The organism is Leptospira gomenensis (genome assembly GCF_004770155.1).
Taxonomy (GTDB): domain Bacteria; phylum Spirochaetota; class Leptospiria; order Leptospirales; family Leptospiraceae; genus Leptospira; species Leptospira gomenensis.
In genome coordinates this window covers 33,775-50,249 of record NZ_RQFA01000080.1, presented here as the reverse complement: position 1 = coordinate 50,249, position 16,475 = coordinate 33,775, and the positions used below count along the sequence as shown (strand labels likewise).

The following is a 16,475-nucleotide window of genomic DNA, read 5'->3' as shown; positions in this document are numbered from 1 at the left end:
TTAAATTCTAAAGGAAAATAACGTATGTTCCGTAAAACCGTAACTTTACTTTTTTTAGCAGCTTTCACGAGCTGGGGTTGTCCCGGCGATAAAGGAAGCGATTCAACCGCCACAAATCTGATGATCCTTTTCGGAATCTATTCTGCCAACGAAGCGCGTTATCGTTGCGAGCCCGAGGAGAACGTCCGGACTCAGGGAGCCGCTCCGAATTTCACTCTTTCCACTTCCACATTGAATCAAGTTTTGGTGGTGCAGGACGAAGTTTACGGAGACGGTGGAACCGCTTATCTGATCGGAACCGTCAATTTCTCCGGGCTCGGTAAGGACAATCCGATGGGAATCGTATATACGGAGCAGGACCACGGACTTGAATCGAATCCGTATCGTTTTATATATCCGCTTTGGGAAACCGCCTCCGGAGAATTGATCCAGGATTCCGGAAAAAGCGAAGCTCCCGGATCTCGTTCCACTACGACTGCGTTTCCGATCGGCGCTACCCCGAGTTATTTCGCTCCGAGTGCGGGTTACGATAATTTCGGAAGTAATCGTTTGGGGACGGATTTTATTCTGCCCGTGCCTCCGAGTCCTTCGATTCCGTTTCACCAAGTTACCAACAACACTCCTCAAACCTGTGAGGAATATAAATTTCGTCCGGACCAGAGCGGTATTTTCGGAAGCGCGCTATCGGGCTTGGGAAAGATTTGGCAGTCCCGCAAGAAGTTGAATATCAATCTGATTTTTATAGACGGAGTCGTTACCGATCAGAGTGCGGCTGGAATGGCGGACATGATCCAAGAGCTTAAAGATATCTATGCACAAGATACTGTTAAGATAGACGTAACCGTTACGACATCGGTCGTGAATTCGCCCGGCTTCGTAACGATCGCGGATTTATCGGACGATTTCGGAGACGTCGCCAATTCACTCGGCTCCTTATACCGTTCGAATCCCTCCGGAGCCCAGGACCCGAATTCGCTTAACATTTATATAACTAGAGACTATACCGTTTCGAGCGACGCACCCGCCGGTATTTTGGGGATCTCTGCCGGAATACCCGGGATACCGGTAGCAGGAACGCCTAAATCCGGAATGATCGTTTTCGTCGAAAATCACAGGAGCACAGGAGGAGCGGCTAACTGTGATTCGGTGGGCGAAGATTTATGCCAATCCGATCAGGTTTTTCTAGCTAAAACCATCGCGCACGAAGGGGCGCATTTTCTCGGTTTGTACCATCTTGTGGAAAAAGACGTCATCGACGGGACGTCGTTTACGGATCCGCTTCCCGAAACTCCGGAATGTAGGGATCAAAACGGAAACGATTTTATCGGCTTGGGGGAATGTTTAGGCGAAGGTTTTTTCAACAGCGGAGGTCTCAATCTTATGTTTTGGGCCGGAAATCCGGAGATGAACCAAACTCAAATCACGGGTGAACAAGGCTGGGTGCTTCGTTCTCATCCTTTGGTATATTAAGAATTATGAAATTAGGAAACGAACTTATGAAATTAATGCTGCGACTTTCCGTGTTTTCCGTTTTGCTTTCTTTCGGAATCGAGGCTCAATCCCTGGACCCGAATCGATATCAAAAAATAAAATCCGTCGTGACTCAGACCGGACATCTCCGGACCGAGAGTTTGGCGAGGGAAATTTACGAGATCACTCCCGAGCCATTGGACTATCTGCTTGCGATAGTAAAAGAACCCGGTTTGCGGATTTACGCGATTTCGCAGATCAACGATTTGATCGCCGATTTCGGAGGGAATTCCGCAAAGGAATATTTGGAATCCACCGTCGCCGACGAGCGCAAACATCCGAGCGTACGGAATGCGGCCGCTTTCAGTTACGGAAGAATTTTTTATCCTTCCGATAAAAGCGGCACGGAAAATTTTCTGCTGAAGTTTTCGGGTAACGAGCGCATCGGAGGATCCGTTCAAAACACTCTTCGTGAACTGCGGACGGGTAAATTAAAATCGGTACGTTTTTCCGATCGTATCAAAAAGGAAAACGTTAAAAAATTAAAATCCGAAACTTTAAAAAAACGTAATGTAAAATCGGATCGTTCTTAACGTAACGATACGCTGTCGGGTTTACGCTTTAGGGGGGAGGTTCGTAGGAATTTCCCCCCTGTCTACAAATTCCTTTTTCCTTCCATTCCAGCCGCCACTCGGAAGCGGAGGATTCTTCCTTAAAAAGGCGAACCACGAAATTATTGCAAATATAACGGATATTCCCGTCTAACACCTCGTAGTCGCCCGAATATCTGTACCACGGAACGTCCATATCGCTTCCGGATATCGGATCTCCTACGCGGAGGTTTTCCACCGTTTTACCTTTCCATCTTTCGGCTAACAGGCCTTCTTCGATTAAGTGTAACGCGATTTCCTTATCCGGAAATTCCTTTCCTGGATCGGTGATCACGATGTTTTTTCCGAAACCGAGTTCCGAAAAAAGCCATCCTTTGGTGCGAACGAAAACGTAATTCGCACCGACTTCCGTTTTAGTCACGCTTCCGTCTTTACGTTTTGCGGTTACTAAAAAGGGAAACTTGTACAAAACTTCTACTTTGGTTTTCGATTCTTCTTTTTCGATCAGTACCGGTTCGCCGTTGCTGGCGATCGATTGGATCTTATCTCCGGAATTCTTTTTCAACCAATGGACATATACGTCTTTTTTCGCTCTTTCCTCGTCGGGAGGGCCTGCCAATTGAGCGCTTACTAAAGCGGGCAATAAAATGAGCAAAGCGATTCCTGCTAACGCGAAAACCTTTTTCATAGCCGATAATTAAAGTCTTCTTTCAAGACTTGTCAATGAATTTAAAGTTGACCTCAGAACTCGAAAACGAGAGACAAAGTTCGTTGAAACAGATTCATTTGATACGACATGCAAAATCGGATTGGGAAAGCGAATTCCGCGCGGACCACGAGCGTCCTCTCTCCGAACGGGGAAAACAAAACGCTAAATCGTTGCGGAAATATCTGGAGAAACTCGAATTTCAATGCGATTTATTCCTGGTCTCGAACTCCAAAAGAACTTGCGATACTTATAGAATTATAAATCGTAAAGGAAATTTATCGAAAGAGGAGATCGTATCCGAGGAGTTATACGAATTCGACGCGGAGGAAATTCTTACTAAACTAAGAAACAGCGATTCCGAATTGGAAACGATCGCTTTGCTGGGACACAACCCTTGGATGGAAGAACTCGCCAATCGATTGATCCGAGGCAACGAAGACGTCTCTCAACTCGAATCTGTTTTTTTTAAATTCCCCACTTGCGGTTTTTTGAGTATACGAAACGAAATTTCCTCTTGGAACGAATTGGGATCGGTCCCTGGAAAAATAATAAGATTCTGGATACCTGGATGAATAAAACAACTGCGGATATTCTACATCCTCGTTTCACGAGGGAGGACATCTCCCGAAAGGTCAAGGAGTTGGCCGAAGAAATATCAAAAGATTATAAAAAACTAAATCCGGTTCTTGTCTGCGTTTTGAAAGGAGGAGTGTATTTTTTTACGGACTTGACCAAGGAGATTCCTTTTTCCGTGGAGATCGATTTCGTTCAGGCGAAGTCCTATGTCGGAACCGTCTCCACGGGGAAGATCGATTTGTTAAAGGACATCAACACCGATTTATCCGATCGTCATGTGATTCTTGTGGAAGACATTTTAGACACTGGGTTCACCCTGCAATATCTCGTTAGACATATTTTTACCCGTAATCCTGCCAGTCTGGAAATCGTAACTCTTCTTTTGAAGGAGCGTAAGAACATCCTGGAATTTCCCGTGAAATACGTAGGCTGGAGAATTCCGGACGAATTCGTCGTGGGATACGGGTTGGACTTCGACGGTAAATACAGGAATTTGCCGGATATACATCTCTTGGAACCCGGAGAGTATTCCGTTTAGAAATTTCTAAACTGTCGTTTATTTCAAAGATGTGATTTTTTTTTCTGCGAATCCGTCGGATTCATAGCGGACAGGTCCGGCGGTTTTTCCGTTTTCAAACTTCCATCCGATAGAAGTTTTTCGCCAGTTTTATAAAAAAATGTTTTTACTTCGTGCTTCCTTTCAAGTGTAGTAAGTAAACCTAACTTATAAAAAGAAATCAACGTTTAGGACGTTCTGCAACTATGGAGCATCATTCCCTTTCCCTTCTCAACGACATTGCGTTAAGTATTATCTTTGCGACCTTCTTTTCCCATATCGCCCGATTGACCAAACAGCCGTTGATTCTCGGTTATGTGGCGGGAGGACTTCTGCTCGGCCCCAATCTGGGATTTGGACTCGTGGTAAACAAGGAAAGCATAGAATTGATTTCCGAAATCGGTCTGATACTTTTGCTTTTTATCATCGGTCTTGAAATCGATCTTAAAGAATTGGCGCGTATGGGGAAATCCATGTTCGTTTTGGGAATCAGCCAATTCGTGTTTTGCGTATTGTTCGGGTTGGTTTTTTTCCAGAAGATTCTTCCTTCTTCCGGTAAGTTCGACCTTTTGTATTTTGCGATCGCGCTCGCGATCAGTTCCACGATGATCGTGGTGAAACTTTTGCACGATAAATTCGAAGTGAGTACGATCGCCGGACGACTTACCATCGGAGTTTTGGTTTTGCAGGACATATGGGCGATCATCTTTATGGGAGTACAACCCAATCTTCAGGATCCGCAGATACTCAAGATCGTAAGTTCGTTGGGCATCGGTTTGGTTCTCATCGGTGTTGCGTTTTTGATCAGCAGATTTTTTCTTTCGCGTTTGTTTCAAGCCGCTGCTTCCAAACCGGAATTAATTCTGATTACTTCGATCGCTTGGTGTTTTTTGCTTTGTGGTCTCGCGGAACGCGCCGGGCTTTCCAAAGAAATGGGAGCCTTGATTGCGGGAGTGAGCATCGCCGCGTTTCCGTACGGCGCGGATGTCATCGCAAAACTTTCCGGCATCAGGGATTTTTTCATCACATTGTTCTTCGTCGCTTTGGGAATGAAAATTCCGATTCCTTCGTTGCAAATCGTCACGATTTCATTGATCGCGGTCGCGTTCGTATTGGTGAGCAGGGTCGTAACGGTGGCCACTCCCGTCTTTCTTTCCGGTAAAGGTTTACGCGCAGGGATCGTAACGGGATTGAATCTTGCTCAGATCAGCGAGTTTTCTCTTGTGATCCTTTCTCTGGGAATGGGATACGGACATATCAGTCAGGAATTGGAATCCACCGTTTTGACATCCATGATTCTCGCTTCCGTAGTTTCCACATACGTAATCTTGTTTAACGATCCGATTTCGAGATTCATCGTAAGAACGTTAGGAACCATCGGAATCAAGGAAAGGGCCGAGCGTAAAACGGAATCCGATATTACCGGACAACCGAAACGAGATATAGTCATTCTCGGTTATTTTAGGATTGCACAAGGTTTGCTGGAAGGAATCGAACGTGAAAAGCCGGAATGGTTAAACCGGATTTTGATCGTGGATTTTAATCCGGTTTTCAGACAATCTCTGGAAGCGAAAGGAATCCGCTGGGCATACGGAGACCTCGCAAATCCGGAAACGTTGCATCATCTCGGAATAGAAGATGCACGATATATAATATGCACGATTTCTGATATGATTTTAAAAGGAACGACTAATCGGAGACTTCTAGAATCTTTAAAGGGAATCAGTCATCACGGACAACCTTCGATTATTCTTACTACGGACGACGCGAAAGAGGCGGACGTTCTCGTCGAAAGCGGTGCGGCTCACGTGATCGTTCCCGGTAGGATTAGCGGGATGTCGCTTTTCCGGGAAATGAAAACCATCGTGGACGTTTCTAAAAGCGGAGGATCCGAAACCCGTCCTTCGGAAAAAGCGGGTTCCGATCGAGATAAAAAGAAAAAGATTCCGCGTAAAAATACGACCGTCAAACCTAAATCCAAAGGAAAGTAGAATCGTGCGTTCTCCGTGCAATAAGATCTGTTCGATGGATTTCGAAACCGGTTATTGCCAAGGATGTTTGAGGACGCTCGATGAAATCGGTAATTGGTCTCGATACTCTGACGAGGAAAGGGAATCGGTTTATTCGCGAATAAAAAACAGAAAGAACGGAAAAATTTCCGAAAGCGGAGACGGAACCGAAATAACGGACGTCGTCGGATCAGGTTAGATAAATCTCCAATATTTCTTTTGCGGATTTTTTCCAGGAGAATCTGAGAACGTTCTTTTTTCCCTTTGAAATTAATTTCTTGAATTCGGAGTTCCGACCTTCGCTCGTTAATTTCCGCAACAACGTCTCCAGTTGATCGGTATGATCCGGAGAAAAATAGAAGGTGCTGTTTCCTAAAATTTCGGGCATAACGGTCGCGTTAGACGAAATTACGGGACAGCCGCAAGCCTGCGCCTCGAGAGGCGGAAATCCGAAACCTTCGTATTTAGAAGGAAAAACGAGCAGGCCGGCGCAGGAATAAAGACAACGCAACTCGTCGAGGTTCAGACGTGGCATGGGACGTATTTCCCCTTGAAAGTTCTCCGCGTCCTTGCGCAGATATTCCGGGATTTTTCCGGATGCTCCACCTAACACCCATTTTATGGAATTCTTCTTTCCCGCCGCGACGGAAGCGAGGGCTCGTAAAACCAGATTCAGATTTTTATGACCTTTTCCGATTCCGACGCTGAGAAGATATCCTTCTTGGAGTTTATACTTTTTTAAGAATTTTTTTTTCTCCGACGACGTAGCGGGATAAAAGACGGAATCGTCGATCGCATTGTGTACGACCCGGATTTTTTCTCCCGTAAAATCGAAAACGGTCTTAAGATCTTCGGCTGTAAATTCGGAAACGGAAACGATCTTCTTTGCGAAACGTCGGATCAATCGAAACACGACCTGCATATAAATCCTCTTGGAAACGGCGGAATGAAATTCCCTCATTCGAAACGGAATGATATCGTGAATCGTAACGATACATTTGGACAGATAGCGGAGCGGTGCGTTGAAATGCGGAATGTCCAAGAGATCCATTCGTTTCATCATAGGATGTCCTAAAAATTCCTTAGGAGAATAAATAGGGGTCGTGTAGGAAATCACTGGATACGAATATTCCTCCGTCTTTACGGAACGGCCTTTGGACTTCGTTTCGATTTCGGAAATTTCTTCAAAGCCGGAAAAGGGACGACAGGAAATTCCCTCGGCTTGAATGGTAGCGAGATCGCCGAAAAGATAAACGTATACGCCGTGTTTGGCGGCCTCTTGTCCGAGGAACTTTAAAATCCCCCGGATTCTCATTCCGATTCCGGAATGGGAGATCATACGGGCGTCCATTCCGATCCTCAGCGATTCGGTTTTTCGGGGTTTCGAATTCTGCGACGACATCGAAGACAATATTCCCCGGCTTAGGAAATCTGCAAGAAAATGAAAATCCGATGGATGATTCCGTAGCCTGTTTCGAAAATGGGAAGCAATCCCGTTCGGGTCCGGAAAAATAAGTCCGAATTCCCGTTCAAAAGAATCTAAATAGAAATCCTCGTAGCAGACTACGGAAAAAACGAATTGAAGAGAGTTTTATTTTGGAAGAAGAAATCGTTAAAATTTTAAAATCCATCGGCGAAGATCCCAATCGGGAAGGTCTTCTGAATACGCCGAGCCGAGTGAAAAAAGCGTATGATTTTTTAACCTCAGGGTATCGCGCCGATATCACCAAGATCGTCAACGGAGCCATTTTCGAAGAACCGACCGAAGGTATGGTTCTCGTGAGGGACATCGAAATGTATTCACTTTGCGAACATCATCTTTTACCGTTTTACGGAAAAGCGCACGTGGCCTATCTTCCCAACAAAAAAATCATCGGTATCAGTAAAATTCCGAGAATCGTGGACGTTTTCGCGAGAAGGCTTCAGGTTCAGGAGCGTCTCACCGAACAGATCGCATACGCGATTCAGGAAGTTTTGGATCCGCAAGGAGTTGCGGTCGTCATCAAAGCCAAACATCTTTGTATGATGATGCGCGGCGTGGAAAAACAGAACTCCGAACTTTTCACTTCCTGCATGTTGGGTGCGTTTAAGGAGAATATGGTTACGCGTTCGGAATTTTTGGATTTGATCCGTACTGGTTCCACCTAAGTAATTTTAATTCGTCCGTTTCGAACGTGTTCCTCCGCTGCTTCCTCCGATTTGAGTGGACATGAAAAAAAAACGATCCATTCTTTACCGAATGTGGGGGAGTTATGGCTAAAGAACGGATCGTATCCGCGTCCGCGGAGTTCAAAAAACAATCGAATATTAGTATAAAAGAATATAAGACCCTTTATAAAGAGTCCGTCGAAAATCCGAATAAATTCTGGGCTAGAGAAGCCGGCCGCCTTACCTGGTTCAAAAAGTGGACTAAGGTTCTTGATCACGATTTCAAAAACGCTAAAGTGGAATGGTTCAAAGGAGGGAAACTGAACGTTTCCTACAATTGCCTGGACCGTCATATTACAACCCCGCTCAAAAATAAGGCGGCCCTGATCTGGGAAGGCGATAACCCTTCGGAATCCAAGGTCCTGACGTATTACGATCTTTATCGGGAAGTCAATTTATTCGCGAACGTACTCAAAAAATACGGAATCAAAAAAGGGGATCGCGTGCTCGTGTATCTCCCGATGATTCCGGAATTGGCCATTACGATTCTTGCATGTACCCGGATCGGTGCGATTCATTCGGTCGTTTTCGGAGGTTTTTCTCCCGAGGCGCTTCAAAGTAGAATCGATGATTGTAAACCGAAGTTGATCGTCACCGCCGACGGCGGTTATCGGGGCGGAAAACCCATCGAACTAAAACGCAACGTGGACGTAGCGCTCGAAAGCGCTCAGGAAACCGTGAAGTCGGTGATCGTCGTTCGCCGTACGGGAAACGAGTCTTCTCTTATTTGGAAGGAGAAGCGAGACCACTGGTATCATTTTTTGATGAACGATCCGGATCTTCCCGCCTATTGCAAACCCGAATCGATGGACTCGGAGGATCCTTTGTTCATCCTTTATACCTCCGGCTCCACGGGAAAACCGAAAGGCGTATTGCATACGACGGCCGGATATCTTTTGGGAGTAAATTTAACCTTTCATTATGTATTCGATATTAAACCGGAGGATACGTATTGGTGTACGGCCGATATCGGTTGGGTAACCGGGCATTCTTATCTCGTTTACGGACCTTTGTCCAACGGAGCTTCTTCGGTGATGTTCGAAGGTGTTCCTTCGTATCCGGATGCGGGAAGATTTTGGGACGTCATCGATAAATACGGAGTCAACGTTTTCTACACGGCTCCTACCGCGATCCGTGCTTTGATGCGGGAAGGTTTGGAACATATCCGAAAACGCGATCTGAGTTCGTTGCGTCTTTTAGGATCGGTCGGAGAACCGATCAATCCCGAAGCCTGGGAATGGTATTTTAAGAATATCGGCAAAAACAAATGTCCGATCGTGGATACTTGGTGGCAGACCGAAACCGGATCGATTTTGATCAGCGCTTTGCCCGGAGCAATTCCGCAAAAACCGGGATCGGCGACACTTCCTTTTTTCGGCGTACAACCCGTGTTAGTCGATAACGAAGGAAACGAACTCAAGGACAAAGGGGAAACCAGCGGAAACTTATGCATCAAAGCTCCTTGGCCTTCGATGATGCGCGGAGTTTACGGAGATAAAAAACGTTTTTACGACACTTACTTTTCCCAGTTTCGGGGTTACTATTTCACCGGAGACGGGGCCCGAAAGGACAAGGACGGATATTTTTGGATTACGGGAAGAGTGGACGACGTTATCAACGTTTCCGGTCACCGGATCGGAAGCGCGGAAGTGGAAAGCGCGCTCGTAGAAAATACTTCGGTTGCGGAAGCGGCGGTCGTCGGATTTCCGCACGACATAAAAGGTCAGGGAATTTATGCGTATGTCACCGTGAAAGAAGGAATTACGACGAACGACGCGCTCAAAAAGGAATTGATTGCGACCGTGGAAAAAGTCATCGGAAAAATCGCAAGACCCGACGTGATTCATTGGGCGCCGGGACTTCCCAAAACGCGCTCCGGAAAAATTATGAGAAGAATTTTAAGAAAAATCGCCTGCGGAGAATTCGAAGGACTGGGAGACACTTCCACGTTGGCGGATCCTTCCGTGGTTCAGAAATTGATCGACGACAAGAAAAAATTCCATAGTTGATCGGGGAGAAATTAAGATCGGACCGCAACGAATCATTTGCCTTACCGAGGAAACCACCGAACTTCTTTATCTTTTGGGGGAAGAAGAACGGATCGTAGGAATATCCGCGTACACGGTGCGTCCTCCCAGGGCAAAAAAGGAAAAGCCGAGCGTCTCCGCGTTCATCAACGGAAACGTAAAGCGGATTCTGGAATTAAAGCCGGATCTTGTCGTCGGGTTTTCCGACATTCAAGCGGATTTAGCGAAACAATTGATTTCCGAAGGATTGAACGTTCTCGTTACGAATCAGAGAACCATTTCAGAAATATTAGAAACTTCTTATATGATAGGCGCTTTGATCGGTAAGACCGAAGCGGTTTCGGATCTGATACTAGGTTGGAAAAAAAAGTTGGATCGGATTCGACAGGAACGGAATTCCCCAGAACGCCCGAAAGTTTTTTTTCAGGAATGGGACGAGCCGATCATCACCGGGATTTCATGGGTTTCCGAGTTGATCGAAATCGCCGGCGGCAAGGATTGTTTCGCGGCTTTGCGGGGAAAATCGTTGGCGAAGGATCGGATCGTTTCGGCCAAAGACGTCGCCGATGCGGAACCCGACGTTTATATCGGATCCTGGTGCGGAAAACCGGTTCGTTTCGATTGGGTGAAAAAACATCCCGATTGGCAGGATACGAATGCGATTCGAAACGATCGAATCTACGAATTGGATCCGTCCGTCATTCTTCAACCCGGTCCCGCTTTGTTCGAGGAAGGGATCGATCGATTGGTCGAAACGATTCACTCAACAGAACGGGTTTAACGATCGAAACAGGTTCGTGTTTCGATGCTGATTTCCGTTTTTTGTCTTTAAAATTCGAAAAAAAATCGAAAACAGCAAGGATCGGGTTTTAAAAAAAGGATCGATTCGATATTCTTTTTATTATGGATCAATATCAAAAAATTGCGGAAGCGATCAAATTCATCCGCGAAAATTATGCGGCGCAACCCGAATTGGAACAAGTGGCGAAGTCGGTGCAACTGAGTCCGTTTCACTTTCAACGGCTGTTCACCGAATGGGCCGGAGTGAGTCCGAAACAATTTCTTCAGTATCTTACTTTACAAAACGCAAAATCCATACTTTCGAAACCGGAATCGACTTTGTTCGACGCCGCGTTCGAAACCGGTCTGTCCGGAACGAGCAGGTTACACGATCTTTTCGTAAAAATCGAAGGGATGACTCCTGGCGAATATAAGAACGGGGGAGAGAATCTGAAAATCCGCTACAGTTTTCAAAAAAGCAGATTCGGTCGATACGTGATCGCTTCCACTGTAAAAGGAATTTGTAATTTATATTTTTATGATGTATCGGAGAAAAAAATTCTGGAGGAGCTAAAGGAACAATGGGATAGGGCCGTCCTAAACGAAGAGACGGACGAAAATCAGGCCAAGGTCGTACGATTTTTCGACCGAACCGAAAACCAAAACGAACCAATTCCTTTACACCTAAAAGGTACCGACTTTCAGATCAAAGTTTGGGAGGCGCTGTTAAAAATCCCCGAAGGAAGATTGAGCTCGTATTCGGATGTCGCCAACGCGATCGATCAGCAAAACGCTTCCCGCGCGGTGGGAAGTGCGATCGGAAAAAATCCGATCGGTTATCTGATTCCCTGTCATCGTGTGATCAAAAATACGGGAGGAATCGGCGAATACCGCTGGGGCTCCGAAAGAAAAATGGCGATGATCGGTTGGGAAGGAGTTTCGTTGACCGAGACTTCGGTTTAAAAAAGAAAACGTATTTTTCTTGTGTTAAATTTTTCCCGATTTTCGAATTTGTAACGGTCCAAAGAACGTATTCGAGGGAGAGTTATTATGAAACGAACGGTTTCCGCAGTCTTCTTGTTTTTTCTGATTTTCTGTAAACCTCCTGCGGAAAGTGTCGAGGATCGGGTTTGGGAACCTCTCTTCGAAAGTCTGACTTTGCTTTCGTATCCGTATCTTATCAACACCTGCGCGGTATCGCCTACGTTTTACTACGGACCGGTTTCTCCGATTCAGGAAGGTTACGGATCCAGAGGAAGTCGATCGGTATCTTCGTTCGCGTTGCAGAATCCGAGCGCGCCCAGAAACGTATGCGTCTATTATCCTTCCGATGTCTCTTCGAAAGTCCCCGTATTATTTCTGATCCACGGGTTTAGTTCTCCTTCTGCGGAGGCTTATTATCCGTTGATCGATTTCTACGTTTCCAAAGGTTATGCGGTGGTATTTCCGATCTACATATCCGATCGAAGGGATCCGAATGAAAATTATAAAATTATGTTGGATGGAATCGATTACGCTGTCGGTCAATTCGACGGAATCATGGATACAACACGCGTGGGCTATTTGGGACATTCGTACGGCGGAGGAGCGACTCCTTATTTGGCACATCAAGGAATCATAATGAAGGGTTGGGGATCCAACGGTTCTTTCATTTTTTTATCGGCGCCTTGGTATTCCTTTGCCATCGATGATACACAATTGGGTCAATTCACGGATTCTACGAAACTAATCGTTCAGATTTACGATACGGACGACGTCGTTGACAATCGGATGGCGATCGATATCTTTACGAACATCGGAATCGGAGCTTCGGAAAAGAATTTCCAAATTCTAAATTCCCAAACGTATCAAGGATATCTTTTGAACGCAGATCATTATACTCCGATTAAGAATACAGTGATCGGTCTTGGAAATTTGGATGCGTTGGATTATCACGGAGTTTGGAAACAGCTCGAGGCTCTCGCGGAATATTCGTTCAACGGATCTTCTTCCGCAAAAAACATCGCCTTGGGTAACGGTTCGGCGGAACAAATTTATATGGGTGCCTATTCCGACGGCACACCGGTTCAATCGATGACGGTCACAAACACACCGACCCCGCTTCATCCTGAAAATTATTTCGAACAACCTTTTTCCGACTCTTTGAATCCAAGATTCTAACGGTTCCATTTAGTTTGTAGTTCATACTATTAATTTGAATTTATAACTAGTCAGTCTTTTGTCGGGTTCGTTTTTCAAATTGAATAGAATCTTTGCGGTTCGATTTTTCCGCTCCCAAGCGTAAAAATGTCTTTTTATAAGATGTTTACTCTGAAGGCCGGTCAGAAAACAGTTTTCGTTTACGAATAATAAATTCTGTTCATGGTTGGACTATGTCCAACCATTCCTCAAAAGAATCCATCGAATCCATCCGGAAGAAGGGAGAGGTATTAACGTATTATTCCCGGTTCGGGATCATGGTGTTGATGCTTTTGTCTTTAGCGTCGAGTTATAAAAATCTCCATCCCCAAATCAAAATCAACCATACGGCGATTGCGCTTTTTATGTGCGTGTATACGTTTATAGGGTTTTACGTTTACAAAAAATTCGAAGTAAAACCTTGGCTTCATAATCTTTTCATTCTTTTCGATAGCCTTCTATTGAGCGCGACGATCTTTTTGGACGGAATGGTCTCCGCAGAAATTGTCGCTCCCGTTTTGAAGAACGCGATTTTATATTCCGTATATTATTTTATCATCGTCGATTCCGGTTTATTGGGAAAACCGAAGTTCGTATTTTTCGTAGGGGTTTTTAGTGCGGTCGGTTATTCTGCGGGATTGGTCAACGCGATCCTGCACGGACTGCAATTTTCGGAAGACAATAAAATCAACATCGCTCCGGGATATTTAAAACTCAGCGCGGAGATAACGAAGATCATTTTTATGGTCGCGGTCAGTTATATATTGTACCGTTTGATGAACCTTTTCGACGATCTTTATCGGGAAGCGGCTTCCTACTATAAAGAGAATAAGGACTTTCTCACCAAACTTGAAAATAACAGAAAGGTGATCCATACCTCCGCGGAAACTTTGGAAACTTCGATCACGAACTTTTCGGAGTTCACCAGTTTGACGAGTTCTAAAATGGAATCGCAGGCGGCGTCCCTCGAAGAAGTGAATGCAGTCATCAACACGTTGTTGAAATCCTCGGAGAATAACACCGATTCCATCCGTATTCAAAACGAGAATCTGATCGAACTCAACCGTAAGTCGCAAACGCTTCTGGATCTTATCGCTAAAATTTCGGAATACTCCAAAGACTTGGAGGTCAACGCTAAGGAAAGCAACGAGGATATGCAGCACGTAAAAACCTCCGTGGAAAAGACGGATATGTTTTTGAAAAATATTTCCAACTCCTTTCACCGAGTGGATGAGATCAATCAAATCCTCGGAGAAATCGCGGATAAAACGAATCTGCTTTCCCTAAACGCATCGATCGAAGCGGCGAGAGCCGGAAGTGCGGGAAGAGGATTTTCAGTCGTAGCGCAGGAAGTCAGCAAACTCGCGGAGTTCACCGCTTCCAATGCGAAAAATATTTCCAAAGTGGTTCAGGAATCCCTCCAATTCATCGAAGAGGCAAACAGTTCTTCTCGGAATACGGGAGAATTAACGGAAAGTCAAAATTCCAAAATCGTAGGAACCGTTTCCAGGATCGAAGCGATGAATCGTCTCTATCTGGATGGAACCGCGATCGTTCAGGATTTCGTACGGAGTTTGAGCAAGGTCAAAACTCTTTCCGATGAACTTTTTTATTCCACGCAGGAACAAATGACCGGACAAGTCGAGATGATGAAAGCGATGATCGAACTGGAAAAGGAAATCAACGAAATCGCTCGGGAATCCGGAAAGATTCAGGACGGGGTTCTGCGGATCCGAACTCAGTCCAAGGATTTAAAGGCACTGAGCGTCGTTTAAAAGCGGCGTTCCGATGACGGAAGGCGGAATTCCGACCGAAGAATTTTCGTTTTTTAGACTTGCTGCACGTTTTTCCAAGATTCCGGGCGTCCCTCGTTGTATTCTATTCCTAAAAGGAGAAAGGGATGAACGTTCTGGATTTATTATCCCATAACGTACCGAGCGATATTTTTACGCTCAAGAAGAATTGTTCTTTGGTGGAACAGGCTCAGAATTTAATCGATCAGTGTCATCCGGGCGCGACCAACATGAAGCTGCTCGAAGTAAACGCGGAGGTTTCGGAAGCGGAAATTCCTTATGCACAAAAAAATCGGGCTCTACACGGTTTTATGCACGGAGGTTGTTTGTTCAGCGTGGGTGATACTATGACTTCGATCATGGCTTTTTTTCACATAGAAAACGAACGAGAGAGAACCTTTACCATGGACGCTTCCATTCGTTACTTGCGTCCCGTAAGAACGGATACGGTTCGAGTTAAGGCGAGACTGGTCTCTAAAGAGGGAAAATTACTCAAGTACGTTTGCGATTTTTTCAACGAAGAAAACAAACGCACCGCTCAGGCAAAGTATCGGTACGCGATCGCCGAACCCCGTTGATCGTAAGGTTCGTGACTTTTTAAGTTCGATCGTTTTTTGTTTCCGAGATTTGATTGCTAACCGTACCGTCAATACTACTTTAGAATCGTGAGCAACGTGATTTGTTCCTGGAAAGGAGCGGTTCTTTTCGTGGGAAAACTTCCGGATCTGGAATTTCATTCCACGGTTACTTCCGCGGTCGTGGTAGGTTTGGATTCCGATATTAAAAAACGTGTCCGCGGAAATTCCGATTGGATGCGCTCCCGTTGTTTCGTCTTCGACGGTAGGTTGAATCACGAAACGACTTGGAAAGGAAACGTAGGAATTTTATTCGCCGATCCGGGTAGTCCAATCGGCACTTTATTGTCGAACGAAGCGGGGCGCAAAGGACTTTCCTCCGATCCAGTCTGGACTTCAAAGCTGATCCGCAGTTGCGAGCAGGTTTTATACACTACGACTTATCCGAACTCCTTCGACGGACATTTTTTGCTCGGTGAAAAAAAAGTTTCCGAAACGAATTCGGGCTACGACGAACGACTAATCCGTGTTTTACGATGGATCGTACAAAATCCGGATGAAACGATTAACATTCAGAAACTTGCATATAAGGCCGGAATGTCTCCTTCCTGGCTTCAACACGAGTTTCGTAATACGATCGGCATTCCCATCCGGGCCTTCCGAAAATGGTTCCGCGTAAAACGTGCGGCTTTGGCTTTAAACGGAGGTTCTTCCTTCGTTGACGCAGCGTTAGGCGCGGGTTTTTACGATCAATCGCACTTTACGAACGTATTCCGCGAAATTTTCGGTATTTCTCCTTCGGCCGTCTTTTCCAAAAACGAACCTATTCGTTGGAACGTGATGGACGAACACTTGAGTATCGTAGATATCTATTAAATAATATTCGAATATTCGCGATCCGGCTTTGTGTCCGTTTGCAACAAAATTGAAATATTAAAAACTCATTTCGTAATCTGGAATCTGTTTGAAATAAAAAATTTCCT

16 protein-coding genes are annotated in these 16,475 nt (G+C 45.3%); 14 read left to right on the top strand and 2 right to left on the bottom strand.

The genetic code is table 11. The features are described 5' to 3' along the window. The first annotated feature begins 24 nt into the window (after window positions 1-24). Both EHQ17_RS17745 and EHQ17_RS17740 read left to right on the top strand, forming a co-directional pair. The gene (locus EHQ17_RS17745) at window positions 25-1,470 is read left to right on the top strand and encodes a M43 family metalopeptidase leptolysin (RefSeq protein WP_135590981.1); all 1,446 of its coding nucleotides are present in this window, start codon (window positions 25-27) and stop codon (window positions 1,468-1,470) included. Window positions 1,471-1,496: 26 nt separating this feature from the next. Beyond that, window positions 1,497-2,063, top strand: a complete 567-nt coding sequence (locus EHQ17_RS17740; RefSeq protein WP_135590980.1) for a hypothetical protein — start codon at window positions 1,497-1,499, stop codon at window positions 2,061-2,063. A 28-nt stretch (window positions 2,064-2,091) separates the two neighbouring features. Here EHQ17_RS17740 and EHQ17_RS17735 read toward each other — a convergent pair whose 3' ends face one another. Further along, window positions 2,092-2,769: a hypothetical protein gene (locus EHQ17_RS17735; protein ID WP_135590978.1), complete on the bottom strand. Its 678-nt coding sequence runs from the start codon at window positions 2,767-2,769 to the stop codon at window positions 2,092-2,094. Between the two features lie 47 nt (window positions 2,770-2,816). On the opposite strand from EHQ17_RS17735, the gene EHQ17_RS17730 reads away from it, so the two are divergent. The 4 genes from EHQ17_RS17730 to EHQ17_RS17715 all read left to right on the top strand — a co-directional run bounded on the left by EHQ17_RS17730 (window position 2,817) and on the right by EHQ17_RS17715 (window position 6,130). Continuing rightward, entirely contained in the window at window positions 2,817-3,362 is a 546-nt protein-coding gene (locus EHQ17_RS17730; protein WP_210412849.1) for a SixA phosphatase family protein, read from the top strand. Beyond that, entirely contained in the window at window positions 3,359-3,904 is a 546-nt protein-coding gene (gene hpt / locus EHQ17_RS17725; RefSeq protein WP_135590977.1) for a hypoxanthine phosphoribosyltransferase, read from the top strand. Before EHQ17_RS17730 ends, hpt begins: the two co-directional genes overlap by 4 nt. Window positions 3,905-4,128: 224 nt before the next feature. Continuing rightward, on the top strand, window positions 4,129-5,913 hold the full coding sequence (locus EHQ17_RS17720; RefSeq protein ID WP_135590975.1) for a cation:proton antiporter: 1,785 nt from the start codon (window positions 4,129-4,131) through the stop codon (window positions 5,911-5,913). Window position 5,914: 1 nt separating this feature from the next. Beyond that, the gene (locus EHQ17_RS17715; RefSeq protein WP_135590998.1) at window positions 5,915-6,130 is read left to right on the top strand and encodes a DUF1289 domain-containing protein; all 216 of its coding nucleotides are present in this window, start codon (window positions 5,915-5,917) and stop codon (window positions 6,128-6,130) included. On the opposite strand, the gene EHQ17_RS17710 is transcribed toward EHQ17_RS17715, so the two are convergent. Further along, the gene (locus tag EHQ17_RS17710; RefSeq protein ID WP_135590974.1) at window positions 6,122-7,333 is read right to left on the bottom strand and encodes a glycosyltransferase family 4 protein; all 1,212 of its coding nucleotides are present in this window, start codon (window positions 7,331-7,333) and stop codon (window positions 6,122-6,124) included. The two genes, EHQ17_RS17715 and EHQ17_RS17710, sit on opposite strands and share 9 nt — an antisense overlap. A 194-nt stretch (window positions 7,334-7,527) precedes the next feature. Between EHQ17_RS17710 and folE the strand changes: the two genes are divergently transcribed. The 8 genes from folE to EHQ17_RS17670 all read left to right on the top strand — a co-directional run bounded on the left by folE (window position 7,528) and on the right by EHQ17_RS17670 (window position 16,368). Beyond that, window positions 7,528-8,079, top strand: a complete 552-nt coding sequence (gene folE / locus EHQ17_RS17705) for a GTP cyclohydrolase I FolE (RefSeq protein WP_135590973.1) — start codon at window positions 7,528-7,530, stop codon at window positions 8,077-8,079. Between the two features lie 104 nt (window positions 8,080-8,183). Further along, a complete protein-coding gene (gene acs, locus EHQ17_RS17700; protein ID WP_135590971.1) occupies window positions 8,184-10,148 on the top strand; it encodes an acetate--CoA ligase in 1,965 nt (654 codons plus the stop codon). After that, entirely contained in the window at window positions 10,141-10,947 is an 807-nt protein-coding gene (locus tag EHQ17_RS17695) for a cobalamin-binding protein (RefSeq protein ID WP_246057622.1), read from the top strand. The genes acs and EHQ17_RS17695 overlap by 8 nt, the downstream gene beginning before the upstream one ends. A 122-nt stretch (window positions 10,948-11,069) precedes the next feature. Beyond that, the gene (locus EHQ17_RS17690) at window positions 11,070-11,909 is read left to right on the top strand and encodes a bifunctional helix-turn-helix domain-containing protein/methylated-DNA--[protein]-cysteine S-methyltransferase (RefSeq protein ID WP_135590967.1); all 840 of its coding nucleotides are present in this window, start codon (window positions 11,070-11,072) and stop codon (window positions 11,907-11,909) included. A gap of 87 nt (window positions 11,910-11,996) precedes the next feature. After that, on the top strand, window positions 11,997-13,106 hold the full coding sequence (locus EHQ17_RS17685) for an alpha/beta hydrolase family protein (RefSeq protein WP_135590965.1): 1,110 nt from the start codon (window positions 11,997-11,999) through the stop codon (window positions 13,104-13,106). A 212-nt stretch (window positions 13,107-13,318) separates the two neighbouring features. Beyond that, window positions 13,319-14,899, top strand: a complete 1,581-nt coding sequence (locus tag EHQ17_RS17680) for a methyl-accepting chemotaxis protein (protein ID WP_246057616.1) — start codon at window positions 13,319-13,321, stop codon at window positions 14,897-14,899. Between the two features lie 125 nt (window positions 14,900-15,024). Next, entirely contained in the window at window positions 15,025-15,495 is a 471-nt protein-coding gene (locus tag EHQ17_RS17675) for a PaaI family thioesterase (protein WP_135590964.1), read from the top strand. Between the two features lie 87 nt (window positions 15,496-15,582). Next, window positions 15,583-16,368, top strand: a complete 786-nt coding sequence (locus EHQ17_RS17670) for a helix-turn-helix domain-containing protein (protein ID WP_246057615.1) — start codon at window positions 15,583-15,585, stop codon at window positions 16,366-16,368. Window positions 16,369-16,475: the final 107 nt, after the last annotated feature.

Excerpts from the sequence above, each read along its gene's own strand:
- EHQ17_RS17745 (WP_135590981.1), top strand. The coding sequence starts at position 25 with ATGTTCCGTAAAACCGTAACTTTACTTTTTTTAGCAGCTTTCACGAGC.
- EHQ17_RS17740 (WP_135590980.1), top strand. The coding sequence starts at position 1,497 with ATGAAATTAATGCTGCGACTTTCCGTGTTTTCCGTTTTGCTTTCTTTC.
- EHQ17_RS17735 (WP_135590978.1), bottom strand. The coding sequence starts at position 2,769 with ATGAAAAAGGTTTTCGCGTTAGCAGGAATCGCTTTGCTCATTTTATTG.
- hpt (WP_135590977.1), top strand. The coding sequence starts at position 3,359 with ATGAATAAAACAACTGCGGATATTCTACATCCTCGTTTCACGAGGGAG.
- EHQ17_RS17720 (WP_135590975.1), top strand. The coding sequence starts at position 4,129 with ATGGAGCATCATTCCCTTTCCCTTCTCAACGACATTGCGTTAAGTATT.
- EHQ17_RS17710 (WP_135590974.1), bottom strand. The coding sequence starts at position 7,333 with ATGTCGTCGCAGAATTCGAAACCCCGAAAAACCGAATCGCTGAGGATC.
- acs (WP_135590971.1), top strand. The coding sequence starts at position 8,184 with ATGGCTAAAGAACGGATCGTATCCGCGTCCGCGGAGTTCAAAAAACAA.
- EHQ17_RS17690 (WP_135590967.1), top strand. The coding sequence starts at position 11,070 with ATGGATCAATATCAAAAAATTGCGGAAGCGATCAAATTCATCCGCGAA.
- EHQ17_RS17685 (WP_135590965.1), top strand. The coding sequence starts at position 11,997 with ATGAAACGAACGGTTTCCGCAGTCTTCTTGTTTTTTCTGATTTTCTGT.
- EHQ17_RS17680 (WP_246057616.1), top strand. The coding sequence starts at position 13,319 with ATGTCCAACCATTCCTCAAAAGAATCCATCGAATCCATCCGGAAGAAG.
- EHQ17_RS17675 (WP_135590964.1), top strand. The coding sequence starts at position 15,025 with ATGAACGTTCTGGATTTATTATCCCATAACGTACCGAGCGATATTTTT.